This is a genomic window from Thermoproteus thermophilus (assembly GCF_055392855.1).
This window is the reverse complement of record NZ_AP042466.1, coordinates 774,857-799,902: the sequence shown is the minus strand read 5'-3', so window position 1 is coordinate 799,902 and position 25,046 is coordinate 774,857. Positions and strand designations below refer to the sequence as shown.

Genomic DNA, 25,046 nt, shown 5'->3' with positions numbered 1-25,046 from the left:
GTGATCTATGACCTGCCGGCTGAGAACAACTCGAAGAACTTATCTCGTATATACGGCGTATCCAACGTCAAGGAGCCCATAACCACTAGGTGATCCGTTCTGGGGACGACCTCGCCGATCACGGCCGCCTCTATGCCGGCCCTCTCCAGACGCCGTAGGGCCCCCTCCAGCCCCTCCTTAGGCACGGCGGCTAACAAGACGCCGGAGCTCAAGGTCGATAGGGGATCTAGCCCGACCGCTGAGCACAACGCGGCGGCTTCGCGGCTTACTTTCACCGAGCCGGGGTAAACTCTTATAGTGACGCCGGATGCGTACGCCATCTCGGCCAAGCCGGCCAACACGCCGCCCTCCGTGGGGTCGTGCATGGCGTTGGCTATGTCGGATAGGAGGAGTGCCTCTTTGACCACCGACACTTGCCTTATAAAGCCCGCGGCCTTCTCCAATATCTCGTCGGGTATCCCCGAGGCCCTGAGCCTATCTCTAAAATCCGTGGCCAATATGGCGGCGGCCTCAAGCGCTGCGCTCTTGGTCATCACCACCGCGTCCCCGGCCTTGGCCCCTCCCGTTGTCACGTATCTATCGCCCTCGCCGATAGCGGCCATGACGACTAACGGCCTCTCCACGGCCGTCGTCACTTCGGTGTGGCCTCCCACGATGGCCGCGCCTAGTTCCCTCGCCGCGGCGTCCATTTGGCTCGTGATCTCGTCCAAGACCTCCTCGTCAGCATCGGGGGATAGGAATATAGTGGGCAACAACCACCTGGGCCTCATGCCTCTCGTGGCTATATCGTTGGATACCACGTGCACTGCAAGCCATCCCAAGAGCTTCACAGATCCCGATACGGGGTCCACGTGTACGGCCATGTAGGGCTTTCCCGTTCTGATAATCGCCGCGTCTTCGCCTAAGCTTGGGCCTAGGAGGACTGCGGGGTCATAGGAGCCGGTCCTAGGCCAGACGTAACGCCTTATTACCTCCAATGGGGGTTTGCCGATCTTCATCTGCCCTCGAGCACCCTCGACAACCCCTCAGCTATCTTGGCCAAGGTCCTCTTGCCCTCGTCGTCTAGCTTATCCAAGTTCTCTACTAGGAAGTTATATAAGTTCTCAAACGCCAACACGGCCTCCTTGACGTAGTCGGAGCTTATGCCCAACAACCTCTTGCCCTCCTCGGTCAACTCGTAGTACTTTCTCGGGCCCTCGATTTTAGCCACGCGGATAAGCCCCTCTGCCTCCAACTGGGCGAGGGCTGGATATATGGAGCCGGGCGATGGGCGCCAGAAGCCCCACGTCATGCGCTCTACCTCCTCCGCTATCTGCGAGCCCGTCAACGGGCTACGCGATGCGAGTATCCTAAGTATCACGTACCTCAACCCCCTCCTCTTGATAAACATAGGAGGCCCCTCAGCCCACCAATGCCTTCTGCGCCACTCCATTTCGAAATCGTTATCGGAAATTTTAAACGTTTCGAAAACCAAGCCTAGCGAGCACTTCGGCGAGCGCCATATCCCGGTTTTCCCTAGATAGCACAATTACGTCGATGCCCCATCTTTTGACCACGTCTATGTACCTCAAGTGGACCACAGCCAGCGCCTTAGGCGCTCTAAGCAGCGCCGACTTCGCGTCGTCTAGAAACGAAGGACACTTGGCCTCCATAGGGCCTATTTCGTCCACTATTAGGAGATCCACGCCGCTGGCGTCTAGAAGCGATTTCATAAAACCGCAAGCGTTTAGGTCCACGGCGTATTTGCCGACTCTAGGCATCCCCTCGCCTACTCTGGCCAGCGGCATTTTACGCCTGTCTCTAAAGCTGACGACATCGAACCCAACTCTGGCACCTCCCTCCCTTACCTCGAGCGTCACGAAACCGCCTATAACCGCTCCGTTAGCCCTCACGATATCGGCAACCTTGAAGGCAAGCGTGGTCTTGCCCACGCCCGGAGGTCCCGAAATACCCACCCTCACGAGGACATCTTGGTGTCGATTAAAAGAAATCAGCCCTTTCACGCATCGTCATCGATCGGCTTCGTCCAGCCTCTTCATATATGAGGTGAAATTATACGATGATGAGCACAACCTAAAAGCGATGATTGCTGGAGTGGCCAGGGCTGATTACTTCTGCGACTGTCTCCCTAACATCTTGAGCAACTCGAAGACGACGCCGAGCCCCCTCTGCACGTCGGGATCGCTCAACATACCGAGGAGGCCCCAGATCCCTTTCACCGGCTTGGGGTTAGCCACGGCGTCCGGCCTAGCGTTCTTGCCGAGCCTCACTATCAGTTCTTGCATCACGGCCTTCGTGTTGATTATATCGGACGCCTCCAGCTTCGACATGGCGCCGAGCGTTCCGTCCACCCCTATAGACAAGAGGCGGAACACGGCGGGGTCTTGGAATAAATAGTGGATGAGCTCCTCGAACCGGTTGACCACTAACATTAAGGCATCGATTACGCCGCTCCTCTTGAGCTCTATCAGCTGGTCCACGAGGCCCTTGAGCTCGTCCGCGTGCTCGGCCAGAGTCTTCAACAACTCCGCCAGTTTCTCCTCGGTTTGAGGCGTCGTCTGGGCGCTCATATTGTCGTCGCTAGCCATGTCTTGTAGAACAAGTCCTTTATTAGCTTGCCCAGCGGCGACTTCAGTATACTGTAGCAGCTGCCCATCCAAGCGGCTTTGTTGTTAGCCAAGTCGAGTTTCATATCGCAGTTGAACATCATGCCGAACTCGCCGTAATCCAAGGCGCAAGTCATGGCGTTTATCTGCACCGGATCCACAGGCTCTCCCAGTATCTCCCCTGCGATCACGTTGGCGCTAGCCATGGCCGTGAAGTGCACGGGCACCCCAGCCGTGGGGAGCCCTATCGCCGGCATGGAGTGCTCGCCGGGTAGGTACACGTCGTCGTACTTAACGCTCCTGCCTGTGAGCACGTCGATAGGCGTCCAGACGCCGTTGGGGAGCTTAGCGGCCAGCGGCGTGTCCTCGAAGGGCTTGGGCAGCCTAGAGGGGGGCACTACTATGAGCAGATCGTACTTAATCTTCTCGCTGCCCACTGTCACCGTCTTGCCCTTCTCGTCCACGGGCCCTGGCTGGGTAACGCCGCCTATGTATTTTATGTTCTTAGCGGCTAAGGCCTCCTCAGTTATCTTGACCGCCTCCGGGCCTAGGGGCTCAATGGGACGCTTGAACGGATGTATTAAGGTTATATCAATCTTATCCCTTATGTTCCTCTTTCTGAATATAGCGTCGAGTTGTCCCGCGATCTCAAATGGGTAAACTCCACATCTATAGACGGGCTCCGGCGTGTACACGACTACGCTACCGCCTTTGAAATTCATCAACGCCTCCTTGAGCTTCAAGGCGCCGTCTAGGGTGTAGTTGTGGTTCCCCACGCCTAGGTTGTAGGAATTGAAATCGAAGCTAGTCCCAAGGCTGGCCAATAAGTAGTCGTACTGGAACTTGCCTTGATCCGTCTCGACGACTCTATTATCGGGATCCACCTTCTTTACGACGGCCTTAACCGTCTTAACGCCTCTATACACAAACCTGGACAAAGGTAACATGGCTTGTTGGGGCGAGATATCGCCAAGCGCTATGTTGACCAATAACGGCGGTAGCAGGTAATAATCGGTATCGCTTACAAGCGTTACCTCCACATCGGCGCGGCCTCGGACCCTCTCCGCGATCCTCTTAGCGGCGACAACGCCGCCGACGCCGCCGCCGAGGACCAACACTCTTTTAGGCATGAAACTTAAGTGAAACCATTTACATTAAAAAGTTCTCCTGAATCTATTTCCAATTTCCCGAAAAGGATTACGCTTCTACTTTGATCTTCTTGCTGAGAACATCCACAATTTTGCTCTTGATTTCTTCGAAGTGCTTCGGGAGATCCTCGGGGGCGAGCCCGCGTTGTAAATACCTCGAGAATCTCCTCTTGTACTCCTCCTCGTTGTTAGACCTCAGCTCCTTGGCGTATTCGGCTATATGGACGCCCGAGATCCTCTCCTCCTCGGGCAATACCTCCTCGTCGTGGGGTACCTCCAACCCCGCGTCCACAGCGCCTTTGAGCACGGCGAACACTCTGGATTGAGGCGTCGGTCTGTGTAGGCCTATGTCCAATATAGCCTTTCTCACGCCCTCGGCCAAGGCCTTGTACCCTACGACGAGGCCCAACAAGTAGGCTGTTGCCGTGTTGTTCTCATCGCCCTTCCAGCCGAACTTGACGAGGTATCTGGTATCAAGGCCTATAACCGTCTCATCGCCTTGAGGCTTGGCCACGACTATTTGGGCTATGATGTATTTGTTAGTCTTCCTGACAACGAGCCTCGGTAGTCTACTCTTTATCATTTTTCTGCGCTTGCGGTAATTAGTTACGCCCATTCGGCGCCTTCCGAACGGGACCTTGTATCTGCCGGATCTCGCCATGGCTTTACCTCAGCTTTTCTCTAGTCAAGTTGTGCTCGTTTATATACGTCTTCAAGTGTCTGAGGTCGCGGAAATAGTTGCCCTTGACCATCCTGTAGAGCATGCGCCAAGTAGCCGGTTCGATGAGCCCCTTCCGCTTAAGGGTATTGAGAAACCTCCTTAGCGATCTCACTTTGTTCTTCCAAGCCTCCTCCTCATCGAGCCTAGGCCCCTTTCTGCTCCCGCGGCCTCTCCTACGCCCGGCCTTCTTCTTCGAATGCCTCTCTCTCCACCGCCCTCTGCTCACTCCCTTCTTGTGTTCAGCCCATATGAGACCCTCGTCTATTAACGCCTTCACGTCCTCCCTCGCGATGACGTCCGCTATCCTGTCTTGGGCCTCAAGCGATATCCGGACTCGGCTCTCGCCAACGCCGAGGACGTCCGCGGCGAGCCTCTTTACGTCGACCATGGCCCGCTACTGCGTAGTCGATTTATCTTTTTCCTCGGTCTGCGTCTGGGGGGTTTTGCTCTCGCGCTCCAAGATCTCAAGAACCCTCTTGCCCGGGTTCAATACGTAGAACCCCCGTTCAGCGGCCTTCTTCACGATCTCCACCCTCTTCCTCAAGCCGACGCTTGCGGCTATCCTCACGGCGTATACCTTGGGATCGAGACCGTCGAGGTCCTCCGGCCTATAGACCAAGGCCTCGGCAAAACCGCTCGGGTGTAGCCCCCTCGCCAACGCCGGCTTTCTGTAGCCCGTCTTGACTTTAGGGGGATAGCCTTTGCGTTGTTGTCTGATCTTGCTATCTAAACTCCTCGGCTTCCTCCACCCTGAGTCCTCTATACGCACGTAGCGCCACTGGTCTATCCTGACGAATTCGGGCATCCTCCTCTTCATCTCCAGTCTGAGCCTCAGAGCAACCTCGAGCTCAGTCGACAACTCTCTTCTTGGGCGTGACACGCCCTCTCGCTATGTGGGGTTTTTTAAATTTCTTATACGTTAAAAAACCTCGAATTATGTGCCATATGGACGTCGAGATAGGCGGAGTCAAGGTGAGGTTTGTCTCGTGGCCCGAGGCGATCGAGATGTCCGAGGCCCTTGGGAGGAGGATACTAGAAAGCGGGTTTAAGCCGGAGGTAATCCTAGCTATATCGCGGGGCGGGCTCGTGCCCGCGAGGATAATCAGCGACGTCCTCGATGTAGATAACATAGTGACCGTCGCGGTCAAGTACTGGGCCGTCGCGGAGAGGAGGGCCGAGAGACCTATACTATACCACGGAGTCGAGCCGAGCGTGATAGGAGGCAGGAAAGTGCTCGTCGTGGACGAGGTGGCCGACACGGGGGCCACTTTGAAGTTAATAGCGGACCTCCTCAACGTTATGGGCGTAGCGGAGGCCAAGACGGCCGTGCTGCACGTGAAGTCCACGAGCGGATTTACGCCCGACTTCTACGCAGAGAGAGTGGCCGAATGGGTGTGGATATCTTATCCGTGGAGCCGATGGGAGGACTTCAGAGAGTTCAAGAAGAGGGGCCACGATATCTCCAAATACGTAGAGAAAATCTGCGTCTGAATAACGCGGATAGCAGAGCACGATCTCCGCCTAAGCCGAGGGGCGGCTCGGCGCACAGGTCGAGGCCGCTAAAGGCCGTAGACCTCGGCGCGCCGATTTACGCGCAAGGCAGATCACGACTTCTCGACCGCTTCCTCGTAGCCGCAGTTGGGGCAGTAAAGCCTCTCGACTACTTTATAGACGCCGTCTTGTATCCTCGCCGACCTCTCGACGACCTTGAGCCTCGAAAAGCAACGAGGGCAGGTGTGCTCCGTAGGCCTATAGACGCCCGCCGATGCCAAGACCCGCCTCACCTCATAGGTGGAGAGGCCGAAGGTCTTCCCGATATCTCTAAGGGAGGCGCCGTTCTCCCTCATCTCCACTATTTTGTAAACGACGTTGGACGGCAACCTCTCCGCCACGTTGGTGATCTTCCCGGCCCTCTTGGCCCTCTCTAGCGCTGCTTTAGTCCGCTGTCTAATGAACTCGCGCTCCATCGCCGCCACGAAGGCCAAGACCGCTCTCAGAAACTGGCGATACATGCCGTCCACGGTCTGTAGCGCTTGTTCCCTCTCCGATGCGGAGACGATCACTAGCCCCAAGCCGTTCTCCACCACGTCCAGCAGGCGGAAGAGCTCTTGGAAAGACCTGACGAGCCTGGACACCTCGTAGACTAGGAGGACTTTGGGATGAGGCTCGATTTTGCCCACCTCTTCCATGAGCTGTTTAAACGCAGGCCTCTCCCAAGGCTCAATGGCGCCCGAAACTCCCACGTCTACGTAGTGGCGAAGGATAGTAATGCCGTGGGAGGAGGCCCATTTCTCCAAGTATTCGCGTTGGTTCTCGGGGTCTTGGTCCTCGGTCGAGACGCGGATATACGTCACCGCGGGGATCACTGAGGGCGAGGCGACATGGTTTTTAGGAATTACGCGGTATCACCAGTGCGGGTGGCCGGCGTAGATCTCGCCGTGGTACGCCCCAGCGCAATAGCGGTTATGGACGACTGCGAGCTCCTGGCCTATTTATCGGCGATGGAGCTCGAGGAGATAGTGGAGTCGTTAAGGCCGTATAGGCCTCTCGTCGTCGCCATAGATGCCCCGCTGACGAGGCCCGATGGATGGCTCAGGGATGTCGAGAGGGAGCTCCGCAAGATGGGCTACAAGCTGCTCCCGCCCTTATTGGGGCCTATGGCGAAGCTGACAGAGAGAGGCATTAAGCTGGCCCAGATGCTCGGGAACGCCATCGAGGTGCACCCGAGGACGTCCATGAGGGCTATGGGGCTCGATCCGCGGAGTTTAAGGGATAAGTACAAGCCTCCCACTAGGGATCACCTAGACGCCGTGGTGGCCGCGCTCACGGCGCTGGCCTACTTACGCGGCCTCTACAAGGCCATAGGACCCTTTGTATTGCCCCTCGAGGACCCCTGCAAGGGCTAAACTACAGGGACAGAGGAGTTCTAGTACGCGTACGCCAAGAGGACCCCGCCGGTTCTCCTCTCCTTCGCCTCCACGTGGGACATGACGCCGTGTGGCGTCGAGATGACCAACACGCCTATTTGCCTCGCGGGCAAGAACTTCTGTTCCCAAAGCGTTATCTCCCTCCACTTCACCGAATAACGCGGCTTGATCGGGCCTATGTCGTTGATCTTGCCCAAGAGCTTGACTATGTACTTACCCCCTCTGCCGTCGTCGATATATTCTATCTCTCCTATGTACCCGCTCCTCTGGAGGACTCTGAGAGTGTAATAGACTAGTTTGCTCACGGGCCAGATGACCACTTGCCCCTTGCCTACTATCTCGGCGTTTTTTATCGCTATGAGCGCATTCGAGAGCACGTCCAAGAGCATGACGACATCGCTAAGGTCGTGTTTTTAAATTTAATAGTAGCGGCGAAATCCGAGCTCTTCGGCGACTTCCCTAAAACAACGTCTGCACAATATTAGGCCGTATTTACGTATAATAGCCTCCCTTGTGCCGCATCGTTGACAACGAATAGCGCCTCTTCCGAAGCGCCTCTCCTTCGGAGGCCTAACTTTGCCCATCGCTCGCTGTTGTGGGGGCACTATTAAAGTTTTCCGGGATCAGCGCCCGCCATTGCGTGGCAAGGCCTCGTCACGTATAGGCGTGGGTTCAACACATCACTACTCGGAACCAAAACATCAGTACTTAAAGGATTCTTCATCGATCTAGGGGTGAAGCCACATCACCCAGAAACATTACGGCATGGGGTTAATAAATTCCCCCCGTGAAAGGCGTTAAAAATCGCCGCATGCTGGCCGTTTGCGCATTGAAAGATCTCTCGACAATGCCGGCGCATATACGACGCGGCCGGTTAGTTGTCCGCAACGTTTTTATTTTCAGCAAACGCATTCTGAGTGCCGAAATTGGTGTTCGTGACGGGAGGCGTGATGTCGAGCGTCGGGAAGGGCGTGATCACGGCCAGCATGGGCCGTATTCTGAGGGCCAGAGGCCTCGCCGTTAATGCGGTCAAGATAGATCCCTACCTCAACGTGGACGCCGGCACGATGAATCCCTATCAACACGGGGAGGTGTTCGTCACGTACGACGGCGGGGAGATCGACCTAGACTTAGGCCATTACGAGCGGTTCCTGGACGTGGAGCTCTCTAAGAGGAACAATATCACCTCGGGCCAGATATACCTCTCCGTCATCGAGAAGGAGAGGAGGGGCGAATACCTAGGCCAGACCGTCCAGCTGATACCGCACGTTACCGACGAGATAAAGAAGCGGATCCTAGAGGCGGCGAAGGGCTTCGACGTAACGCTGGTGGAAATAGGGGGCACAGTCGGCGATTATGAGCAATTGCCGTTTCTCGAAGCCGCGAGGCAGTTGAGGCTCGAGCTCGGCGAAGACGTGTTGTTCATACACGTGGCCTGGGTCCCCCTCTTGCCTACGACCGAGGAGTTCAAGACTAAGCCGCTACAACACAGCGTGGCGGAGCTCAGACGTTACGGAATACAGCCCGACGCAGTTGTGGCGCGTTCTCAGAAGCCTCTCGATAAGTCCACGGTCAAGAAGATCTCGTTATACGCCAACGTGCCCGTCTCAGCTGTATTCAACTCCTATGACGTGGACACCGTCTACAGAGTTCCTTTGATATTGGAGGAACAAGGCATGGGCGAGTTCCTCGTGGGCAAGCTCGGCCTCAAGGGCTCTAGGCCCGACTTCAGCGAGTGGAGGTCCTTCGTGGAGGCCTTGGTGAACCCGACGTACACGATTAGGGTCGGCATGTGCGGCAAATACGTGGAGCTGAAGGATTCCTACATAAGCATAGTCGAGGCGTTGAGACATGCCGGCGCGGCCATGAGAGTCGGCGTAAAGCCCGTGTGGATAAACTCGGACGAGGTGGAGAGGAGGCCGGAGCTGTTGGATCGCCTAGATGTAGAGGCCATGGTCGTCCTACCCGGTTTCGGCAAGAGAGGCACCGAGGGGATGATAGAATGTATAAGACACGCGCGCGTGAACAAGGTCCCCCTCTTGGGCATATGTTTCGGCATGCAGCTCGCTGTAGTCGAACTGGCCAGAAACGCCCTGGGACTTAGAGGCGCTAATTCGACAGAGCTGGACCCGGAAACCCCGCATCCGGTGGTACACCTCGCGCCCGAGCAGTCAGGCGTAGATAAACTGGGAGGTACTATGATACTGGGCGACAGAGAGGTCGAGATAGTGCCTAGCACTTTGGCCCATAGGCTATACGGGGCAGGGCGCACAGTAGAACGGCATAGGCATCGCTACGAGGTAAACCTCGACTACCTCGCCAGACTCCAGGAGGCCGGCCTCGTCGTATCTGGTTGGCGCACCGACATGAAGAGGGTAGAGATAATCGAGCTGAGGGACCATCCCTTCTTCGTAGCTACCCAGTTCCACCCCGAGTTCAAGAGCAGGCCCACGAGGCCTAGGCCCGTGTTCCTCGGCTTAATACAAGCCGCCGCGTTATCTGTAGGCAGAGGCCAGAAGGGCGGCGGCGGTGATCAAGACATAGGCGGCCAACATGGCGGCGCCCGGTCTCTCGCCCAGTAACAAATAGCCCCAGAGCGCTGCGAGCACGGGCTCCAACGTGGCGATCACCGAGGCTTTGGCGGCTCCGATGATCCTCACGCCTGACGAGAAGAGCCTATAGGGTATAACCGTGCAGAAGACGCCTAGATACGCCCCGAAGGCCAACGGCCTCAACACATCGCCGAGTCCGTGGAGCGCCGTATATGTAGCAAATGCCGGGGCCGTGACCGCCAACGTGTACGGCATAGCTCCCAGCGATACGTCTACATCTTCGCCTCTTTTCGAGAAGAACCGGGCTACGGCAATATATGAACCGTAAGATATGCCGGAGGACAGCCCCGCGATGAGCCCAAACGCGCCCAGAGCCCCCTGCGACGTCTCGAAGAACATCAAGGCTATGGCGGTTGAGACCAGCGCCACGGCGGCGAGATCGCCTTTGCTGGGCCTTTCGCCGAGAGCTGTCGAGATAGAGGTAGTCCATAAGGGCGCTGTGTATAACAGATACGCGGCGGGGCCGAGGCCCACCAGCGCTGCGGCCAACGGGTAGACTGCGAAGAGGACGCCCAGCAAAATACCGGAGACGACCGCGGCTTTCCCCCAGCGTCTTGTAAACATCAAGGCCACGGACGAGGCCACTAGGGATCTGAAAAAAGCCAAGACGACGTAGTTCCCGCTATACACGCTGGCCAGGCCTATAGTAGACCAGAGCGATGCCGCGGCCAATATCTCCGCAACGGCCTTTAATCTAGTATCCACCTCCTAATATCTCTGCTGTGAACGTAGGCGTATAGCGACGCCAGTGCTAACAACACGACGATTATAACTAAATATAGGGCCGATTCCACAGATGTAGGGCTCAAGGCGAAGTACACCAACGGCACCGCTATTAGGGGCTCCAACGTCACCAACATTAAAACGTAGCCGAAATACTGCATGGCCAGCCGCGATTTGGCCTCACCTTGAGGCGGATTGCCGGCCTCGTACCTCCTCCTCTTGACCTCAGTCGGCGCTTGAGGCGCAATTAGGTATATAGCGTAGACCGCTAGGAACAAAAGACCTAGGATCAACAAAAAGACTATTGTGAAGGCCACTAGATCGCTCATGTCCGCAACACCCTCGGTCTTTTTATGCATTGAGGTCCCGAGGATATTTATAAACTTGGAGATACGACGCATCATGGCTGACGTGGTGCCGATCAAGGTGTTCGGCTCTTCTACAATCGGCGTGTACATCGTGGCCAACAACAAGATAGCTTTAGTGCCCCCCGACGTCCCGGAGAAAATAGACGATGAGGTCAAAAACGTGTTGGGGAATGCCGTGATGAGGACCACCATAGCGAAGTCGCCATTGTTGGGGATCTTCATCGTCATGAACGACAACGGAATCCTAGTCCCTAACATAGCCTTAGAGGACGAGGTCAACTTGCTCAAGGGACTGGGCCTAAACCTAGGCGTGCTCCACACTAAGTATACGGCAATAGCCAACCTCATAGTGGCCAACAACAAGGCGGCCTTGATCTCGCCCATACTCGAGCCGGAAAATAGAAAGATCGTCGCGGACGTCTTGGGCGTCGAGGTCTTTGTGGACTCGATAGCTAACTCGCCGTTAGTCGGCTCCGTCGTGATTGCGAACTCCCGAGGAGCTTTGGTCGCGCCCGACGCGACCGATAACGACCTCAAGAAGCTGGAGAGATACCTAGGAGTCCATGCGGACGTGGGCACAGTCAACAGAGGTCGCTCCTTCCTGAGAGGCGGCATGGTGGCCAACGACAGAGGCGCCCTCGTGGGCTGGGAGACCACGGGCGCCGAGATAATGCGCATACTGTCTACTTTATTTAAATCGTAAGGCGCACCGGCCCTCTAAGGCAAAAACTTAATACCAACCCCCTTCTTGCGACCGTGGCCAAGGTGTACTTGGTGTCGGGCAAGGCGAAGTTGCAGAGCGGAGTCATGAAGTTCAAGCTATACGTGTCGGCAGTTAAGCCGAGGGATGCAATAGAGAAGGCCTATGAGCTAATAGGCAGCCGCCACAAGGCCAAGAGGTTCCAGGTAATCCTCGAGAAGGTGGAGGAGGTGCCGCTTGAGAAGGCCCCCGATAATCTAAAGCTACTCAGTTATATAAACCAGATCGTTGTATACTGATGTCGACGACCACGTTGACTAGGGAGGACGTGGCGAGGCTTGTAGACGAGTACCAGCTCTTGTCGGAGCTAATCGCAAGCCTACAGGCGCAGCTATCCCTCGTCAACGACTCCATAGAGGAGATCAAAACGGCCTTGGACGGCCTTAAGTCGTTAGAAGCCGAGGTCGAGCGGTACGTACACATAGGCGCTGGCGTATATCTCAAGGCCTCCGTGGAGAAGGCCGAGATTTTGACCCCCCTCGGCGCGAGTTATTACGCTTTTCTGGATAAACAGAACGCCGAGCGGATATTGAACGAGAGGCTTCAGGAGCTCAATAACGTGAAATCGAGCCTCGAATCTAACTTAGCAAAGCTAGGCGAGAGGGCCGCCCAGATCAGAGACGTCTTGGAACGGCTAGGAATACTCGGCTGATGTTCGAGAAGCTGAAGAGGACGTTTTCCAAGTTCGCGGAAACCGTAGTATCGACCGTAAAGGAGGACGCTCTGGGCGAAAAGGAGGTGTCACGGCTAGTGGACGACCTCTATTTGGAGTTAATAGAAAGCGATGTCGCCGTCGAGGTCGCCGACGCCGTGAGCTCTGCGCTGAGGTCGAAGCTCGTGGGCGTCAAGGTGCCCAGATTCGGCGATAGGGAATCCGCCGTGAAGCGCGCGATATATGAGGTGCTTCTCTCGATCCTAAACGACGTGCCCGACGCGGACCTCGAGGCCGAGGTGTTCGCCGCTTTGAAGAGCAACAAGCCGGTCGTCCTCATGTTCTTGGGCCCGAACGGATACGGCAAGACCACGACGTTGGCGAAGCTGGCGTATCTCTTCAAATCCAGAGGCCTTCAGAGCGTTTTAGCCGCAGCGGATACCTTCAGGGCCGGCGCCAAGGAGCAGTTGGAGGAGCACGGCCGAAGGCTGGACCTAAGGGTTATAGGAGGTAAGTACGGGTCGGATCCCGCGTCCGTGGCCTACGACGCAGTCCAACACGCGAGGGCCAGGGATATACCCTTAGTCCTCATAGATACGGCGGGCCGCATGCACACCGATAAGAACCTCATGGATGAGCTGTCGAAGATACAGAGAGTCGTAGAGCCCCACCTCTCCGTGTTCGTGTTCGACTCACAGCTAGGTAACGAGGCCCTCGAAATAGCTAAGCACTACAGCAAGTATGTCAGAATAGACGGGATGATAGCCACTAAGGTGGATTCTTACCCAAAGGGCGGCTCGATCCTCACGTTCCTATACGCCCTCAAGAAGCCCATCTACTACCTCGGCACGGGGCAACAATACAGCGATTTGGTCAAGTTCAAGAAGGAGGACTATGTGACCCAACTCATAGGCTATACGCCGAGTTAAGGGCCTCCAATGGCGGGAGAGTTTTTTAATACTCCGGCTGGCCGTGGCGTGGCGATCGAGGAAAAGATAAAGGAGTTCATAAGGGATATTAAATGGGTCATCTCGATAGCCGAGAAGCCGAGCTCTAAGGAGTTCAACATGGTCGTCAAGTTCCTGTTATTCCTAGCTTTTGTAGCCGGCGTAATACAATTCGTATTTTATATAGCCAATGTTTACATGACCGAATACTTAAGCGGGTCGACCGTCGCCGCCTATACGCTATCGCCGACCCAAGAAGCGGTCGCCGTGGTGTCGAGCCTTATTGTTATATTCGCAGCATTGATATACGTAACGCTCAAGCTAGGGTGATGTCGTCCCAACAATGCCCCATATATTCCGTAAGCGTGGTGGGAAGGCAAGAGTACAACGTGACCATGGTCCTCAAACTGCGTAGCGAGTCGAGCAAGCAACCGGTGTACTCAATATTAGTGCCCAAGGAGCCCTTTGGCGTTATATTCATGGAGGCCGAGTCGCTCGCGGTGGTCTACAGAGTTGTCTACGACGTGAAGCACGTGAAGGGAGTTCTCAAGGGCAAGGCGAACATAGATGAAATAGTGAAATACGTCGAGCCGAAGAAGCCGGCGATAGAAATCGACGTAAACGACGAGGTCGAGATACTAGCCGATGTGTTGAAGGGCAGCAGAGGCCGGGTGATCTCGGTGGATAAGGAGAAGGGCTTAGTGAGAGTCGAGCTTCTGGACTCGCCGTTTCCTATGCCGCTTGACTTGAAGGCGAATGAGGTCAAGGTTGTGAGGAAGGCCGGCAGGTGACGACAAAAAATAAATAGCTGCCTTAAGACCGGCGCGTGGCCAAGCGCGTGATAAATGTGCCGCTTCAAGGGGGCAAGTTTGCGCCCAATCCACAATTCCAAGAGGTGATTAAAGGAGCGGGGCTCGATCCCAATGCGGTGTCCCAGAGGGTGCAAGAGGCTCTTGAGAAATACGCGGGGCTCCCCGTATCGAAGGTGGAGCTGGAGGTAGACGAGCTCACTAAGGAGTTCTCTGTGTTGGTGAAATTACCGCCCATAGGCGACCTCTTGTTGAAGCTATTGGGCAAGGACACGGGCGCTCACGACGCCTCGAAGGAGACCATAGGCGATATGTCGATAGACACGGCGGTCCGAATAGCCGTGGCCAAATACCCCGAACTTAAGTCGAGGAGCTTGAAATCGGCCGTCAAACAAGTGTTGAGCACTTGTAAGGCCATGGGGATTACCGTAAACGGCAAGCCGGCCGCCGAGGTCATCAAGGAGGTAGACGCCGGAGTTTACGACAATATTATTAAAAAAGCCGAGGAGCACCTGGCGCCATGAGCGTAGCCGCTCTAATAAAACAAGACGCGTTGCTCAACGCCACTAAGGAGGCTTTAAGCAAAGGGAGGAGGCATAAGTTCATCGAGAGCGTCGACTTGATAGTAGTATTGAAAGACGTAGATCTCAACAAGCCGGAGAATCGCATAAACATGAACGTGCCCTTGCCCCATCCGCCGAAGCCTAACAAAGTAGCGGCCTTCGTCGCGGGCGCCTTCGAGGTTGCTGCTAAGAACGCAGGGGTCGATGCAGTGATCGGCAGAGACCAAATAGAGGCGTTGGCGGGCAAGAAGAGGGAGATCAGGAAATTGGCGAAGAGATACGACTACTTCATCGCGCCGCCCGACCTCATGCCCTTGATAGGCCGCGTGTTAGGTGCGATATTTGGGCCCAGGGGCAAGATGCCCGAAGTCGTCCCGCCCAACGTCGACGTCAAGTCGGTCGTCGATAGGCTCAAGAGGAGCGTGAGGCTCAAGATCAGGAACGAGCCCGTGGTGAAGCTCAGAGTGGGCTCCGAGGCCCAAAAGCCCGAGGAGATAGCGGCAAACATATTAGCGGTTTTGGAGGAGTTAAACGCTAAGTTCCCGTTGAGGCAACATGTGGCTAAGGTGTACGTTAAGAAGACCATGGGGCCGCCCGTCGCGCTAAGAGAGGAGCTCTTCGCGACGAGATAAGCTTTAAAAGGGCTCCCGAGAGGTGACGCGATGACGATACAGCTCGGCAGGCGTCTTTACGTCCGCGAGAGGGCGTATCCTGAGAGGAAGGCCAAGATCGTGTCCGAGCTCGAGGAGTTGGCTAAACGCTATAACTATATATTCGTCTTCGACGCCCACGAGCTTTCGGCCAGGATACTCCATGAATACCGCTTCAGGCTCAGGGGCATCGGCGTGGTTAAGGTGGCGAAACACAATTTGATGAGGATAGCGTTGAGGAAGGTATACGGCGAGATCCCGCAAGACGTGGATAAGGAACTATTCGGCGAGAGGGCGTATATATTCACCAACGAGAACCCGGCGTTGTTCGTGAAGGTCGTCGAGGCCAAGGCAGTCAGAAGGAAGGCCAAGGCGGGCGACGTAGCGCCTTATGATATAATCGCCCCTGCGGGTCCCACTAACCTCTCGCCGGGCCCGATACTAAGCAAGTTCGGCAAGCTCAAGATACCCACCAGAGTCCAAGAGGGCAAGATCTGGATCGCCAAGGATAGCACCGTCGTCAAGGCGGGCCAACAGATAACGGAGGAGATAGCCGATATATTGAGAGCGCTCGGCGTGGAGCCCGTCTACGAGAAGCTTAAGCTCATCGGTGTGATATGGAGGGGTCGTAGGTTCGTCCCGGTAGACGAGATCTCTGTGGAGCCCAAGAAGTACTTCGAGATGTTCCAACAAGCGGCATCCGCCGCGAAGAATTTGGCCATCAACGTGGTCTACCCGACGCCTGAGGTGTTGGCCGTTGTTATACCCAACGCCTACGCCAGAGCGTTGGCCTTAGCGGTCCATCTCGGCGTAATAACCAAGGACACCTTGCCCGCGTTGTTGGCCAGAGCCGTTTCCGAGGCCTCGGCCCTCGCAGCGTTAATAGCACCGAAGGCCCCACAACTTGGCTTTCAAGTGCAACAGACGCCTCAACAAACGGAGCAGGCGCCCGCGGCTGAGCAAGGCGAGGAGAAACGCGCCGAGGAGGGCGAGAAGGGGCCGAGCGAAGAGGATATCGCCAGCGGCCTGGCCTCTTTGTTCTAGAAGTGCTCCGAGTCTTCGCGCCTGGAGTCGTGAAGCTATTCGGAGAACACGCTGTTGTGTACGGGAAGCCGGCTATAGCGGCCGCGGTCGATAAGGGGGTGGAGGTGCGTTGCGAGAAAAACAATAGGACGGTGATTAGGACGGGCAAGGCCTATGTGGACTTGGAGTATCTGCACGAGGCCGGGGTTGCGAGCGCGCGAGGCCACGAGCAGTTCCTCTCTTACACGATCTCCGCGTTGAGGATCGCGGAGGGGTCCCTCGGCCCTTTGAAGGCCTTGTTCGAGATAAGGAGCGATTTCCCTCCGAGCATAGGCGCGGCCACATCGGCATCGGTGTCAGTGGGCTTGCTCAAGGCATACGCCGAGTGTTTAGGCGTGCGATTGAAGCCGGAGGAGCTGGCCAAGATGGCGCATAGGGTGGAGCTGGAAGTCCAAGGCGCAGCCTCGCCCATGGACACCGCCACGTCGGCCATAGGGGGCACGTTGAGGATAGAGACCAACCCGTTCAAGTACCGCCGGATTGAATCGTCGGTGGCAGAGTTCGTCTTGGCCTTGTTCCCGCGTAGAGGCCTCACCAAGGATATAGTGGCCGAGGTCAAGGCTCTGAAATCGCGAAGGAGGTCCGTCGACGCCGTCATGGACGCAATAGGACGTATAGTAGACGAGGCCGAGAGCTGTCTGGCCTCGGGCGATTTACTCTGCATAGGGGAATTAATGGAGATGAACAATTGGCTGCTCGGCGCTTTGGGCATCGTGGGGTACGACATAATCACGACGCTTAGGTACTTGAAACCGTACATATACGGCGGGAAGATAAGCGGGGCCGGACGCGGGGGCGTTGTCGTCTTATTGCCCAAAAGAAAAGAGGAGTTGAAGGAGGCTCTTTCCGCAATTGAGGTGCCCTTCATCGAGGTTAGAGTGGATCCTGTTGGCGCGAGGGTTATATGATGGAGTTAATCGGAGTGATAGGCCTTCTCCTAATCGCCGGGGGCTGGGCGCTTACGATAATCAGGAGGTCCCCTCCCCCTCCTCTAGACTTGACTATTGTTTACTTCACGGGCAGCGTCGTCTTGACCGTGTACGCAATCTGGGAAAGGGATCCCATCTTCACCGCGCTCAACGCGGCGTCCTCGGCCCTTTCGCTCGTAAACATCTTCAGAGCGCTACATCACAACGTTAAAGACCAGAGCTAAGTGATGACATGAGCTCGGCTAAAAGACCCATCGTGGGCGGGAGGCCTTATCACATAATGGTGGAGCCCGGCTCCATACCTCGCTACGTCCTTCTGCCGGGCGATCCGGGTAGAGTTCCTAGAATAGCGGCGAGCTGGGATGAAGGACGCGAGGTCGCGCGCAATAGGGAGTTCGTGACGTATGTGGGCAAGTACAAGGGGGTGCCCATAGCGGCCACCTCGACGGGTATAGGCTCCGGCTCCACCGCAATAGCCGTAGAGGAGCTTTTGGCCGTAGGCGCCGATACGTTTATCAGAGTGGGCACGACTGGGGCGCTTAAGCGGGAGGTCAAGATAGGCGATTTGATCATAGCGCACGCAGCGGTTAGGTGGGACGGCGCTAGTAAGTGGTACGCCCCGCCCGAATATCCAGCTGTTTCCCACTGGGAGGTCTTGAGGGCGCTTCTAGACGCCGCGGAGGCCCTCGGCGTTAGGCATCACGTGGGGATAGTCGCCTCCACAGACTCGTTCTACGTGGGGCAGGAGAGGCCGGGATATAGGGGGTTCATACCGCCGTGGACCAAGGGGCTTATAGAGACGTTGAGATCCTTAGGCGTGCTTAGCTTCGAGATGGAGACGGCGACTATCTTCACTCTAGCGTCCATATACGGCGCCAGGGCGGGCGGAGTGTACGCCGTGATAGCCAATAGGGAGGCCGACGAGTTCGCCGCGGAGGCTGGCGTCGATGAAGCGATAAGAGTCGCCAACGAGGCCGCGAGGATTCTGGCCGAAAGGGATTCTCGATGTTGATAATACGATTAATCTATATCAAAGACGTGGCCGTATTAGATGCGAGGGATCTAGTCCCATGTGGCGACGTCTTCTCGATGCGGCTCGAGGACAGGTACCTCTCTGTTTGTGGAAAGGTGTATGAGCTATCGGAGGATGTGCCTAAGTTCCGGAAGGCCGTTCTGAGAACTGCCGCAGGGGTTTACTTGGTAGACTGCGACGAGTCCATGAACTGCGTGGCGTCAAGAAGCCGCTAGCGTTAAATATCAAGTCTTAAGGAAGGCGCCGTGGACATAACAGTGGCCGTGTACAACATCTCGAGCCTCCCCAGACTTATGGAGTTCGCCAGAGTGACGTACGGCTTCGGCGTCAAGCGCTTGGCCGCCGTGAGGGTTTTCGGCTCGGCCGCGCAACAGATAGGCGATTTGTTCAAATACGCCTTCAAGATGGGAGGCGAAGTCCTAGTGCTCAACGATTTGAGGGACTTGGAGGAGGTCTTAAGGCCCGATACGATAATAGCGTTGACAAGGGCCGATAAGGGCGTGGAGCCTTTAGACAAGCCGCCTGAGGGGCGCGTCGTGATCGTGGTGAGCGGATCGGATCTGCCATTGACTCAACGCGAGCTCCCCCAAGGGGCGAGGCTAACATACGCAGTCGAGGAGGATATAGGCTCGGTGGGCCAATTGGCCGTAGCGTTATATAGACTGAGAAAAGGGCGTTAGTCGATTTTTAACTGGATCTCCTGCGGCTTCGTCTTCTTGGCCGTTATGGTCAAAACGCCGTTTTTATACGAGGCCTTGGTCGAGGACGGCTCTATCTTGAACGGCAGATATACTTTCCTGGAGTACTTGCGCTCGCCCCTGGCGCCCTCTGCCCTCAAGTAGTCGCCGTCTCTGGAGACGTAGATGGATATGTCGTTGGGCTCAAGCCCCGGCATGTCGATCTCGATCACGACATCGTCGCCCTGCTCCTTTATGTTGATCCCCTGTTCCACCGTCACCTTCCTAACTGTGCTAGTGGTAGCCTTAACCACGTCCTCGACAGTCTTCTGAAGCGCCTTCGACAACTCGTCGAACGTCTTCTTGATTTCGCTCAGAACGTCCTCGCCCATATGGACATAAGTGGAGGTCTTATAAAAGCTTAGCCGCACAGAGGAGGGAGGCGAGCGCCGTTTCGGGACGCTTCGCGATTATTTCAGAACACGATGAGGGGAACCGTGCCGTGACTAGTGCGCGCGGCCAGATACAAGCAATTTAAACCCTAAGGAGGAGGGATGGGGTATGGGCTTCGTATACCCTGACGGTATAATATCCACGGCAGGACACGTCGACGCCGGCAAGACCAGCGTGGTGTACGCCCTCTCTGGGATCTGGGTCGCCCGACATAGCGAGGAGGTGAAAAAGGCGATGACGATAAAGCTCGGCTATACGCAAATAGCCATATACGATTGCCCCGGCTCTGAGTACCCGTTATCCGACGGGCTCTTGAATAACGGGAAGTGTCCGGACGGATCGGAGCCTAAGTTGCTCCGCAAGATCTCGATAGTCGACGTGCCGGGCCACGAGGTCTTGATATCTACCATGGTCTCGGGCGCCGCCGCCGTCGACGCCGCCCTCATGGTAGTGGACGCCACGATGCCGGTGCCGCAGCCCCAAACCGCCGAGCATTTCGCGGTGCTCGACATAATAGGCGTGAGGAACATGGTGGTGGCGCAGAACAAGATCGACTTAGTGCCCAAGGAGAAGGCCTTGGAGAACTATAGGCAGATAAGGAAATTCTTGGCGGGCACTTGGGCGGAGGGCTCTCCCGTGATTCCGCTTTCCGCGTTACATAAAATAAACGTGGACGTCCTGGCGAGCTACGTGGCCAAGATAACGCCTAAGAGGGAGCCAGATCTCTCGAAGCCGGCGCGTATGGTCGTCCTCAGGAGCTTTAACGTAAACCCGCCCGGGACGCCCGCCGAGAAGCTGAAAGGCGGAGTGCTCGGCGGAACTCTCCTACAAGGCGCCATAAGGCTGGGCGACGAGGTTGAGATCAGGCCAGGGCTGAAGCTGGACAGACCGGGCGCCAAGTCGCCGTATCAGCCGCTTCTGACTAGGGTCGTCGGGATAGAGTACGGCGGCGAGAAGGCCGAGGAGGCCAGGCCAGGGGGTCTCGTCGGGATAATGACCGCTTTGGACCCGGCTTTAGCCAAGGCCGACGCGCTCGCCGGCTCCGTGGTGGGGAAGCCGGGCACTCTCCCGCCCGTTTGGTCCTCCTTGGAGCTCGAGGTGAGGGAGTTGCCAAGATCGGGCGAGAGGGCGGAGCCCATGAAGCCCAACGAGGTCGTGTTGGTCTCCGTAGGCGCGGCCACGGTGTTCGGCGTCGTCCAATCGGCTAAGAAGGATGTCGTGACCATAGCTCTAAGGAAGGCCGTCTCGGCCGAGCAAGGCGCTAAGGTGGTCATAACTAGGCAGATAAAGAACCGTTGGATAGTCAGCAATTACGGCGTTCTGAAGAGCGGACACGTGGCGTTGGAATAGTCGGCGAGATTCCACATTTCGACGAAAAGGCCTTAAACCTAATAAACGCCTCTCGGTCAACGCTGTGGAGGAGGTCATATATAAGGGCAAGAAGTTCGTCCTCGTTAGAAGGACTAGGAACGTAGGCGGTAGGGCCGCTTGGGGCGAATACTTAATACATCCCGGAGCCGTAGCCGTGCTGGCGCTTATCGACGGCAAGGCGATCCTCGTTAAGCAATATAGGCCGGCCCTGGGCGCTTGGACTCTGGAAATACCGGCAGGCACGCTGGAGCCTGGCGAGAGCCCCGAGGAGGCGGCAATTAGGGAGATGGTCGAGGAGACCGGCTATAAGCCCACGTCGTTGACCCCGTTGATAGAGTTCTACCCTACGCCGGGCGTGAGCAACGAGTACATAAGGGTTTACTTAGCCAAGGGTTTGGAGCACGTAGGCGTGAGCGATAGGGATCTCGAGGAGGAGGACATGGAGGTGCTCAAGATACCGGTACGGGAGGTCCTTAAGATGATAGAAACTGGCGAGGTGAAAGACGGCAAGACCATCATAGCGTTCTTGACGGCGCTTAGCAGAGGGCTTATATGACGTCATAAGCGCTAAGGGGCTCCTCACCGTTCGGCAAACCCCGCCATCTTCACGAATCTGCAAGGTTAAAAATTCGGACGTGCCTAAAAGCTTGGTGAGGAGGCCCAGGGCTCCGATGAACGTGAGGGCGGTTTCTGGTAGCCGATAGCTTCACGAGAATAAAGGCACCCTTGCCGCTCTAGGCGGTTTCGGCACGAGCGCGGTGAGGGCGGCCGACGCAAGAGCCACGACGGCCATGATGTACACGCCGCTTAGACCCATGTAGGTCATCAGAAGACCCATGACGAGCGGCCCCAGGGCGCCGCCGCCCGTATTGCCTAAGCCCCAGACCAACGAAGTCGCCATGCCCGTCGACGATCTAGGTACCAAGTTGCTCGCGAGCGATAAGGTCAGCGGGAATGCGCTGAAGGTGAAGAGCCCGAAGATAGGAAGCCAGTAGAGATCCCTCGTAGCGACCAGAGCTACGACGGATAGGGCCGCGCCCGCGGTCGTCATCGCCAACGAGAGCCTCCTGCCGATTGTGTCGCTGAGGTAACCGAAGAGCGGCTGGCCGATTATGGCCGGCAGGAGGAAGAAGGTTATCTCGTTCCCGAGCCCTTGGCCGAAGGAGTAGCCGAAGAACTTGACCAGTATAACGCCTATATACTGCGATACGCCCTGTAGCGCGAACCCCCTCATGAACACAAGCGCGGTGAGGATCACCACTACCCTCATGTTAGGCCTTTCCGACTCCTCAGCTCTGCTACGTCTAGTCCGCACCTCGACGTCCTTGCCCATGAACATAGGGAGGGCCGTCGCGAACGACATCGCGGCCAACGCCAAGAGCGCGTAGAAGTATTTAGAGCCCAGGACGACGAAGAGCGCGGTGCTCAGCGCGGGGTATATAGCTCTGCCCAAGCTGCCCATAGCTCCGTTGACCCCCATGGCGTATCCGCTACTTCCGCCATAAGTCAAGGCGAGCACGGCTGAGCCTAATGGATGATAAAACGCTGACGCGAGCCCAGCTATTACAGCCCCGGCCAACGCCAAGGCTATGTTGTAGTATTCAACAGCGTATCCGAACACGGCGAGGCCTAGGGCCCACAGTGCCATGCCTAAGCCTATGAGCCTCAAGGGCGCCCCGCGTTTGTCCATTAGCCAGCCCACCAAGGGCGACGCGAGCGCGCCCAGTCCTGAGAACGTCAAGGCTATCACCCCTGCTATGTACACCGGCATGTTGTGCGCCTCGGCCATATAGGCGTATGCCACAGGCAACAACCACGTGTTGCCGTCGTTCACGAAGTGCGCAACGCTCGTCAACGCGAGGACTCCACTACGGCGGGCCATGATCAAGCCGATTTAACTATTTTTGTAATCCTCTCGGAGGCTTTCCTAAGCGTACGGCTAACCTCCTTTTTGACGTCTGCGCCCTCCTCGCGCACTTCCTCGGGCAACGGGTTGACGAGGCCGTCGGCGCCAGCGAGTAGCGCCCTCAGCGCGTTGACCGTTTTATCCCCTACGCAGTCCAGGACGACATATCCGCCGTCTTTCACGAGCGCCCCTACCGCGTTATAGGAGTAGGTCGTGGCGAAGAAGTGGCCTAGAGGATCTAAATAGTAGAGATCTAGGCCGACCTCCAAGACCAAGGGGATATCGCCGATGGCCTCGATAAGCCCCAGCGCGCGCTTTATCGATAAATCCGAGGCCCCGGGCGGCAACGGCACGGCGACTACTTTCTCGCTCTTGCGAGCCAACCTGCCCGGCGGCGGGCCCTCAGCGCCGCTGTACATGGCCAAGAATGGAAACCCTAGCCTCAAGTGGAGATCCCAAGTGCCCCAGGGAAAGTGCAAGTCGAACGACACGACAACAGCGTTGAGCTCGCGGGCCAAATAAGCCGCGGCGTTTAGGTAGCCCCCGCGGCCCGAGTCGTAGCCTACCTGTCTAGGGGGATAGGCCATCACGACGGCCTTCCTCCTCTTGACGGCCTCATCCAGCATCCCGGCCACAGACAACACCTCCTCCTCGCGCCTCTTTGCCAAGTTAGCGAGCGCTCCGCCGTGTACTGCCGAGTACTTCTCCCAGCTCCCTCTCGCTGACACAAGCTCAAGGAGCTCTCGGGGCAAAGCCTTCATCCTCTCGTCTGTGTAGCCCTCTGCGATTAGCACCTTCACGGGCCGACCGACGTCGGTTTTTTAATCGTTTTCGAAAACTCCGCCTTTTATCACGGTTAATAGTATCGAAAGCTATATATTGTTCCCAGCATAGGGGCCGCGTGGATGAGCTGTACGCCGCCAAGTCATCGATAGTAGCAACGGTCTCCGTTATGCTTCTGTATCTCTTTACCTGGATCCTCACAAGCTCTGTCGCTGCGCTCTCGGAGCTAGCCCATACTTTCGTCGACGCCGTCGGCGTGACCACGACTTATTTCGCCGTGAGAGCCAGCAAGAAGCCGCCCGATCTCGACCATCCCTACGGCCACTACAAGGCGGATACTCTAGGAGGGCTCCTGGGCTCTGTTGTGGTCTTGATAGCGGCTGCGCTGGTCGCATACGAAGGCGTCGAGAAGCTCGTCAAATGGGAGGCCTACGTGCCTGACGTCTTCGCGATATTCGCAGTCGTCGCGGCCATAGCCATAGACGTGAGCAGGGTGAGAATGCTCAAGCGTTTTCCCAACAGCAAAGCGCTCAGCGCCGACGCCCTCCACTTCTCCACGGACATATTCGCGTCTAGCGGCGTTTTGGCGTTGTTCGCATTGGGCGCCGCGCTCGATCGGCTAGCGCCATCGCTGTTTACGTTGCTGGCGCCGGCTATGGACGTCGGCATCGCCGCGGCCATCGCCGCCGTATTCGCCACGTTGAGCCTCAAGCTATTGCGCTCAGCTGCGCTGGAGTTGCTCGACTACTCCCCTCCACGCCTCAGAGAGGAGGTCAAGGCGCTCGCAAATAGCGTAGAGGGCGTAGTCGCCGTGAGGGACGTGAAGCTCCGGAAGGCGGGCCCTGTCTATCACGGCGAGGCGATCATCGAGGTCAGACGCGGCATATCGGTGGAGGAGGCCCACGAGATCGCGGACGAGGTGGAGCGTCGGCTCAAGTCCAAGCTGGGCGGCTACGTCGTTGTTCACGTCGAGCCGGTCCCCTTGCCAAAACCGCTTGACTGTTGCGACGTGGTCGTAATAGGCCCTAATAGGGTACGCGCCTATGTCTACTCCAACGAATGCCTTGCTCGTTTTCCCGGATATGAGGTAGAGAAAGTATATAGGATTAAGTAGGCATATATTGGGGTATACTACTTCTACCAAAAGCCTTTTAATCACACATCTAGCGCGAACACATGGCGAGGGCAAATGAAAGCGGAAGAGCTCTCTGGGACTTGGACAAAAAATCTATTGAAAACCTAAGAAGAAGTGCCAAGAGAATAGATTTTTTTGAATCAATAATAAGATAATGAATATATCATAAAGCTTATAGTATCGTTACATC

At 56.5% G+C, this 25,046-nt stretch carries 36 protein-coding genes; 20 read left to right on the top strand and 16 right to left on the bottom strand.

Annotation, left to right across the window (positions count from 1 at the left end; all coding sequences use genetic code 11):
* Positions 1–5: 5 nt before the first annotated feature.
* The 8 genes from ACZ5PA_RS04790 to ACZ5PA_RS04755 all read right to left on the bottom strand — a co-directional run bounded on the left by ACZ5PA_RS04790 (position 6) and on the right by ACZ5PA_RS04755 (position 5,355).
* Positions 6–998, bottom strand: a complete 993-nt coding sequence (locus tag ACZ5PA_RS04790) for an AIR synthase family protein (protein WP_464931137.1) — start codon at positions 996–998, stop codon at positions 6–8.
* Positions 995–1,432, bottom strand: a complete 438-nt coding sequence (locus ACZ5PA_RS04785) for a helix-turn-helix transcriptional regulator (protein ID WP_464931136.1) — start codon at positions 1,430–1,432, stop codon at positions 995–997. The genes ACZ5PA_RS04790 and ACZ5PA_RS04785 overlap by 4 nt, the downstream gene beginning before the upstream one ends.
* A gap of 22 nt (positions 1,433–1,454) precedes the next feature.
* Positions 1,455–1,961 (bottom strand): nucleoside-triphosphatase, encoded by a 507-nt coding sequence (locus ACZ5PA_RS04780; RefSeq protein ID WP_464931135.1) that lies wholly within the window; start codon positions 1,959–1,961, stop codon positions 1,455–1,457.
* A 147-nt stretch (positions 1,962–2,108) separates the two neighbouring features.
* On the bottom strand, positions 2,109–2,570 hold the full coding sequence (locus tag ACZ5PA_RS04775) for a helical membrane plugin domain-containing protein (RefSeq protein ID WP_464931134.1): 462 nt from the start codon (positions 2,568–2,570) through the stop codon (positions 2,109–2,111).
* The gene (locus tag ACZ5PA_RS04770) at positions 2,567–3,736 is read right to left on the bottom strand and encodes an FAD-dependent oxidoreductase (protein WP_464931133.1); all 1,170 of its coding nucleotides are present in this window, start codon (positions 3,734–3,736) and stop codon (positions 2,567–2,569) included. Before ACZ5PA_RS04770 ends, ACZ5PA_RS04775 begins: the two co-directional genes overlap by 4 nt.
* A 67-nt stretch (positions 3,737–3,803) precedes the next feature.
* Entirely contained in the window at positions 3,804–4,415 is a 612-nt protein-coding gene (locus ACZ5PA_RS04765; RefSeq protein ID WP_464931132.1) for a 50S ribosomal protein L18, read from the bottom strand.
* Between the two features lie 4 nt (positions 4,416–4,419).
* Positions 4,420–4,863, bottom strand: a complete 444-nt coding sequence (locus tag ACZ5PA_RS04760; protein ID WP_464931131.1) for a 50S ribosomal protein L19e — start codon at positions 4,861–4,863, stop codon at positions 4,420–4,422.
* Between the two features lie 6 nt (positions 4,864–4,869).
* On the bottom strand, positions 4,870–5,355 hold the full coding sequence (locus ACZ5PA_RS04755) for a 50S ribosomal protein L32e (RefSeq protein ID WP_464931130.1): 486 nt from the start codon (positions 5,353–5,355) through the stop codon (positions 4,870–4,872).
* 65 nt (positions 5,356–5,420) lie between these two features.
* Here ACZ5PA_RS04755 and ACZ5PA_RS04750 point away from each other — a divergent pair, with 65 nt between their 5' ends.
* Positions 5,421–5,966 (top strand): phosphoribosyltransferase, encoded by a 546-nt coding sequence (locus ACZ5PA_RS04750; RefSeq protein ID WP_464931129.1) that lies wholly within the window; start codon positions 5,421–5,423, stop codon positions 5,964–5,966.
* 113 nt (positions 5,967–6,079) lie between these two features.
* Here ACZ5PA_RS04750 and ACZ5PA_RS04745 read toward each other — a convergent pair whose 3' ends face one another.
* Positions 6,080–6,841 (bottom strand): recombinase family protein, encoded by a 762-nt coding sequence (locus ACZ5PA_RS04745; RefSeq protein WP_464931128.1) that lies wholly within the window; start codon positions 6,839–6,841, stop codon positions 6,080–6,082.
* A gap of 15 nt (positions 6,842–6,856) precedes the next feature.
* Here ACZ5PA_RS04745 and ACZ5PA_RS04740 point away from each other — a divergent pair, with 15 nt between their 5' ends.
* Positions 6,857–7,381 carry a DUF429 domain-containing protein gene (locus ACZ5PA_RS04740; RefSeq protein WP_464931127.1) on the top strand — a complete coding sequence of 175 codons (525 nt, stop codon included), beginning with the start codon at positions 6,857–6,859 and terminating at the stop codon, positions 7,379–7,381.
* Between the two features lie 20 nt (positions 7,382–7,401).
* Here the strand turns inward: ACZ5PA_RS04740 and ACZ5PA_RS04735 are convergent, their stop codons facing one another.
* Positions 7,402–7,791, bottom strand: coding sequence for a 30S ribosomal protein S8 (locus ACZ5PA_RS04735; protein WP_464931126.1), 390 nt, complete (start codon positions 7,789–7,791; stop codon positions 7,402–7,404).
* A gap of 30 nt (positions 7,792–7,821) precedes the next feature.
* Positions 7,822–7,986: a 30S ribosomal protein S14 gene (locus ACZ5PA_RS04730; RefSeq protein WP_464931125.1), complete on the bottom strand. Its 165-nt coding sequence runs from the start codon at positions 7,984–7,986 to the stop codon at positions 7,822–7,824.
* Between the two features lie 333 nt (positions 7,987–8,319).
* Between ACZ5PA_RS04730 and ACZ5PA_RS04725 the strand changes: the two genes are divergently transcribed.
* Positions 8,320–9,984: a CTP synthase gene (locus tag ACZ5PA_RS04725; RefSeq protein ID WP_464931124.1), complete on the top strand. Its 1,665-nt coding sequence runs from the start codon at positions 8,320–8,322 to the stop codon at positions 9,982–9,984.
* On the opposite strand, the gene ACZ5PA_RS04720 is transcribed toward ACZ5PA_RS04725, so the two are convergent.
* Together ACZ5PA_RS04720 and ndhC are read right to left on the bottom strand one after the other, a co-directional pair.
* Positions 9,898–10,719: a DMT family transporter gene (locus ACZ5PA_RS04720; RefSeq protein WP_464931123.1), complete on the bottom strand. Its 822-nt coding sequence runs from the start codon at positions 10,717–10,719 to the stop codon at positions 9,898–9,900. The two genes, ACZ5PA_RS04725 and ACZ5PA_RS04720, sit on opposite strands and share 87 nt — an antisense overlap.
* Entirely contained in the window at positions 10,704–11,066 is a 363-nt protein-coding gene (ndhC, locus tag ACZ5PA_RS04715) for an NADH-quinone oxidoreductase subunit A (RefSeq protein WP_464931122.1), read from the bottom strand. Before ndhC ends, ACZ5PA_RS04720 begins: the two co-directional genes overlap by 16 nt.
* A gap of 73 nt (positions 11,067–11,139) precedes the next feature.
* Here ndhC and ACZ5PA_RS04710 point away from each other — a divergent pair, with 73 nt between their 5' ends.
* Genes ACZ5PA_RS04710 through ACZ5PA_RS04645 form a run of 14 tightly spaced genes read left to right on the top strand, consistent with a single transcriptional unit; the run spans position 11,140 to position 19,211 of the window.
* On the top strand, positions 11,140–11,808 hold the full coding sequence (locus tag ACZ5PA_RS04710) for a translation initiation factor IF-6 (RefSeq protein WP_464931121.1): 669 nt from the start codon (positions 11,140–11,142) through the stop codon (positions 11,806–11,808).
* A 53-nt stretch (positions 11,809–11,861) separates the two neighbouring features.
* Complete coding sequence (gene rpl18a, locus ACZ5PA_RS04705) at positions 11,862–12,104, top strand: 50S ribosomal protein L18Ae (RefSeq protein WP_464931120.1); 243 nt, start codon at positions 11,862–11,864, stop codon at positions 12,102–12,104.
* Positions 12,104–12,517 carry a prefoldin subunit alpha gene (gene pfdA, locus ACZ5PA_RS04700; RefSeq protein ID WP_464931119.1) on the top strand — a complete coding sequence of 138 codons (414 nt, stop codon included), beginning with the start codon at positions 12,104–12,106 and terminating at the stop codon, positions 12,515–12,517. Before rpl18a ends, pfdA begins: the two co-directional genes overlap by 1 nt.
* Positions 12,517–13,446, top strand: coding sequence for a signal recognition particle-docking protein FtsY (gene ftsY / locus ACZ5PA_RS04695; protein WP_464931118.1), 930 nt, complete (start codon positions 12,517–12,519; stop codon positions 13,444–13,446). The genes pfdA and ftsY overlap by 1 nt, the downstream gene beginning before the upstream one ends.
* A 48-nt stretch (positions 13,447–13,494) precedes the next feature.
* Positions 13,495–13,794, top strand: a complete 300-nt coding sequence (locus ACZ5PA_RS04690; protein WP_464931117.1) for a protein translocase SEC61 complex subunit gamma — start codon at positions 13,495–13,497, stop codon at positions 13,792–13,794.
* A complete protein-coding gene (locus ACZ5PA_RS04685; protein WP_464931116.1) occupies positions 13,794–14,255 on the top strand; it encodes a transcription elongation factor Spt5 in 462 nt (153 codons plus the stop codon). The genes ACZ5PA_RS04690 and ACZ5PA_RS04685 overlap by 1 nt, the downstream gene beginning before the upstream one ends.
* Positions 14,256–14,290: 35 nt before the next feature.
* Positions 14,291–14,797: a 50S ribosomal protein L11 gene (locus ACZ5PA_RS04680; RefSeq protein WP_464931115.1), complete on the top strand. Its 507-nt coding sequence runs from the start codon at positions 14,291–14,293 to the stop codon at positions 14,795–14,797.
* Positions 14,794–15,468 carry a 50S ribosomal protein L1 gene (locus ACZ5PA_RS04675; protein WP_464931114.1) on the top strand — a complete coding sequence of 225 codons (675 nt, stop codon included), beginning with the start codon at positions 14,794–14,796 and terminating at the stop codon, positions 15,466–15,468. Before ACZ5PA_RS04680 ends, ACZ5PA_RS04675 begins: the two co-directional genes overlap by 4 nt.
* Before the next feature lie 30 nt (positions 15,469–15,498).
* Positions 15,499–16,530 (top strand): 50S ribosomal protein L10, encoded by a 1,032-nt coding sequence (locus ACZ5PA_RS04670; RefSeq protein ID WP_464931113.1) that lies wholly within the window; start codon positions 15,499–15,501, stop codon positions 16,528–16,530.
* Between the two features lie 29 nt (positions 16,531–16,559).
* Positions 16,560–17,477: a mevalonate kinase gene (mvk, locus tag ACZ5PA_RS04665; protein WP_464931112.1), complete on the top strand. Its 918-nt coding sequence runs from the start codon at positions 16,560–16,562 to the stop codon at positions 17,475–17,477.
* Entirely contained in the window at positions 17,474–17,722 is a 249-nt protein-coding gene (locus ACZ5PA_RS04660; RefSeq protein ID WP_464931111.1) for a hypothetical protein, read from the top strand. Before mvk ends, ACZ5PA_RS04660 begins: the two co-directional genes overlap by 4 nt.
* A gap of 8 nt (positions 17,723–17,730) precedes the next feature.
* On the top strand, positions 17,731–18,510 hold the full coding sequence (udp, locus tag ACZ5PA_RS04655; RefSeq protein WP_464931110.1) for a uridine phosphorylase: 780 nt from the start codon (positions 17,731–17,733) through the stop codon (positions 18,508–18,510).
* Positions 18,511–18,536: 26 nt separating this feature from the next.
* Positions 18,537–18,746 (top strand): hypothetical protein, encoded by a 210-nt coding sequence (locus tag ACZ5PA_RS04650; RefSeq protein WP_464931109.1) that lies wholly within the window; start codon positions 18,537–18,539, stop codon positions 18,744–18,746.
* 30 nt (positions 18,747–18,776) lie between these two features.
* Positions 18,777–19,211 (top strand): RecB-family nuclease, encoded by a 435-nt coding sequence (locus tag ACZ5PA_RS04645; protein ID WP_464931108.1) that lies wholly within the window; start codon positions 18,777–18,779, stop codon positions 19,209–19,211.
* Here the strand turns inward: ACZ5PA_RS04645 and ACZ5PA_RS04640 are convergent.
* Positions 19,208–19,600, bottom strand: coding sequence for an Hsp20/alpha crystallin family protein (locus ACZ5PA_RS04640; protein ID WP_464931107.1), 393 nt, complete (start codon positions 19,598–19,600; stop codon positions 19,208–19,210). The genes ACZ5PA_RS04645 and ACZ5PA_RS04640 overlap by 4 nt on opposite strands.
* A gap of 169 nt (positions 19,601–19,769) precedes the next feature.
* Between ACZ5PA_RS04640 and ACZ5PA_RS04635 the strand changes: the two genes are divergently transcribed.
* The gene (locus ACZ5PA_RS04635; RefSeq protein WP_464931106.1) at positions 19,770–21,011 is read left to right on the top strand and encodes a translation initiation factor IF-2 subunit gamma; all 1,242 of its coding nucleotides are present in this window, start codon (positions 19,770–19,772) and stop codon (positions 21,009–21,011) included.
* A 64-nt stretch (positions 21,012–21,075) separates the two neighbouring features.
* Positions 21,076–21,588, top strand: a complete 513-nt coding sequence (locus tag ACZ5PA_RS04630) for an NUDIX hydrolase (RefSeq protein ID WP_464931105.1) — start codon at positions 21,076–21,078, stop codon at positions 21,586–21,588.
* A 150-nt stretch (positions 21,589–21,738) separates the two neighbouring features.
* On the opposite strand, the gene ACZ5PA_RS04625 is transcribed toward ACZ5PA_RS04630, so the two are convergent.
* A complete protein-coding gene (locus ACZ5PA_RS04625; RefSeq protein WP_464931104.1) occupies positions 21,739–22,914 on the bottom strand; it encodes an MFS transporter in 1,176 nt (391 codons plus the stop codon).
* A 2-nt stretch (positions 22,915–22,916) separates the two neighbouring features.
* Complete coding sequence (locus tag ACZ5PA_RS04620) at positions 22,917–23,738, bottom strand: arginase family protein (protein ID WP_464931103.1); 822 nt, start codon at positions 23,736–23,738, stop codon at positions 22,917–22,919.
* A 101-nt stretch (positions 23,739–23,839) separates the two neighbouring features.
* Here ACZ5PA_RS04620 and ACZ5PA_RS04615 point away from each other — a divergent pair, with 101 nt between their 5' ends.
* Positions 23,840–24,835, top strand: coding sequence for a cation diffusion facilitator family transporter (locus ACZ5PA_RS04615; RefSeq protein WP_464931102.1), 996 nt, complete (start codon positions 23,840–23,842; stop codon positions 24,833–24,835).
* The last annotated feature ends 211 nt before the right edge of the window (positions 24,836–25,046 follow it).

Coding starts and splice junctions, on each gene's coding strand:
- ACZ5PA_RS04740 (WP_464931127.1), top strand. CDS start 6,857: ATGGTTTTTAGGAATTACGCGGTATCACCAGTGCGGGTGGCCGGCGTA.
- ACZ5PA_RS04790 (WP_464931137.1), bottom strand. CDS start 998: ATGAAGATCGGCAAACCCCCATTGGAGGTAATAAGGCGTTACGTCTGG.
- ACZ5PA_RS04785 (WP_464931136.1), bottom strand. CDS start 1,432: ATGGAGTGGCGCAGAAGGCATTGGTGGGCTGAGGGGCCTCCTATGTTT.
- ACZ5PA_RS04775 (WP_464931134.1), bottom strand. CDS start 2,570: ATGAGCGCCCAGACGACGCCTCAAACCGAGGAGAAACTGGCGGAGTTG.
- ACZ5PA_RS04675 (WP_464931114.1), top strand. CDS start 14,794: ATGAGCGTAGCCGCTCTAATAAAACAAGACGCGTTGCTCAACGCCACT.
- ACZ5PA_RS04765 (WP_464931132.1), bottom strand. CDS start 4,415: ATGGCGAGATCCGGCAGATACAAGGTCCCGTTCGGAAGGCGCCGAATG.
- ndhC (WP_464931122.1), bottom strand. CDS start 11,066: ATGAGCGATCTAGTGGCCTTCACAATAGTCTTTTTGTTGATCCTAGGT.
- udp (WP_464931110.1), top strand. CDS start 17,731: ATGAGCTCGGCTAAAAGACCCATCGTGGGCGGGAGGCCTTATCACATA.
- ACZ5PA_RS04625 (WP_464931104.1), bottom strand. CDS start 22,914: ATGGCCCGCCGTAGTGGAGTCCTCGCGTTGACGAGCGTTGCGCACTTC.
- pfdA (WP_464931119.1), top strand. CDS start 12,104: ATGTCGACGACCACGTTGACTAGGGAGGACGTGGCGAGGCTTGTAGAC.
- ACZ5PA_RS04640 (WP_464931107.1), bottom strand. CDS start 19,600: ATGGGCGAGGACGTTCTGAGCGAAATCAAGAAGACGTTCGACGAGTTG.
- ACZ5PA_RS04760 (WP_464931131.1), bottom strand. CDS start 4,863: ATGGTCGACGTAAAGAGGCTCGCCGCGGACGTCCTCGGCGTTGGCGAG.
- ACZ5PA_RS04735 (WP_464931126.1), bottom strand. CDS start 7,791: ATGCTCTTGGACGTGCTCTCGAATGCGCTCATAGCGATAAAAAACGCC.
- ACZ5PA_RS04730 (WP_464931125.1), bottom strand. CDS start 7,986: ATGGGCAAAGTTAGGCCTCCGAAGGAGAGGCGCTTCGGAAGAGGCGCT.
- ACZ5PA_RS04660 (WP_464931111.1), top strand. CDS start 17,474: ATGATGGAGTTAATCGGAGTGATAGGCCTTCTCCTAATCGCCGGGGGC.
- ftsY (WP_464931118.1), top strand. CDS start 12,517: ATGTTCGAGAAGCTGAAGAGGACGTTTTCCAAGTTCGCGGAAACCGTA.
- ACZ5PA_RS04670 (WP_464931113.1), top strand. CDS start 15,499: ATGACGATACAGCTCGGCAGGCGTCTTTACGTCCGCGAGAGGGCGTAT.
- ACZ5PA_RS04710 (WP_464931121.1), top strand. CDS start 11,140: ATGGCTGACGTGGTGCCGATCAAGGTGTTCGGCTCTTCTACAATCGGC.
- ACZ5PA_RS04635 (WP_464931106.1), top strand. CDS start 19,770: ATGGGCTTCGTATACCCTGACGGTATAATATCCACGGCAGGACACGTC.
- ACZ5PA_RS04750 (WP_464931129.1), top strand. CDS start 5,421: ATGGACGTCGAGATAGGCGGAGTCAAGGTGAGGTTTGTCTCGTGGCCC.
- ACZ5PA_RS04685 (WP_464931116.1), top strand. CDS start 13,794: ATGTCGTCCCAACAATGCCCCATATATTCCGTAAGCGTGGTGGGAAGG.
- ACZ5PA_RS04770 (WP_464931133.1), bottom strand. CDS start 3,736: ATGCCTAAAAGAGTGTTGGTCCTCGGCGGCGGCGTCGGCGGCGTTGTC.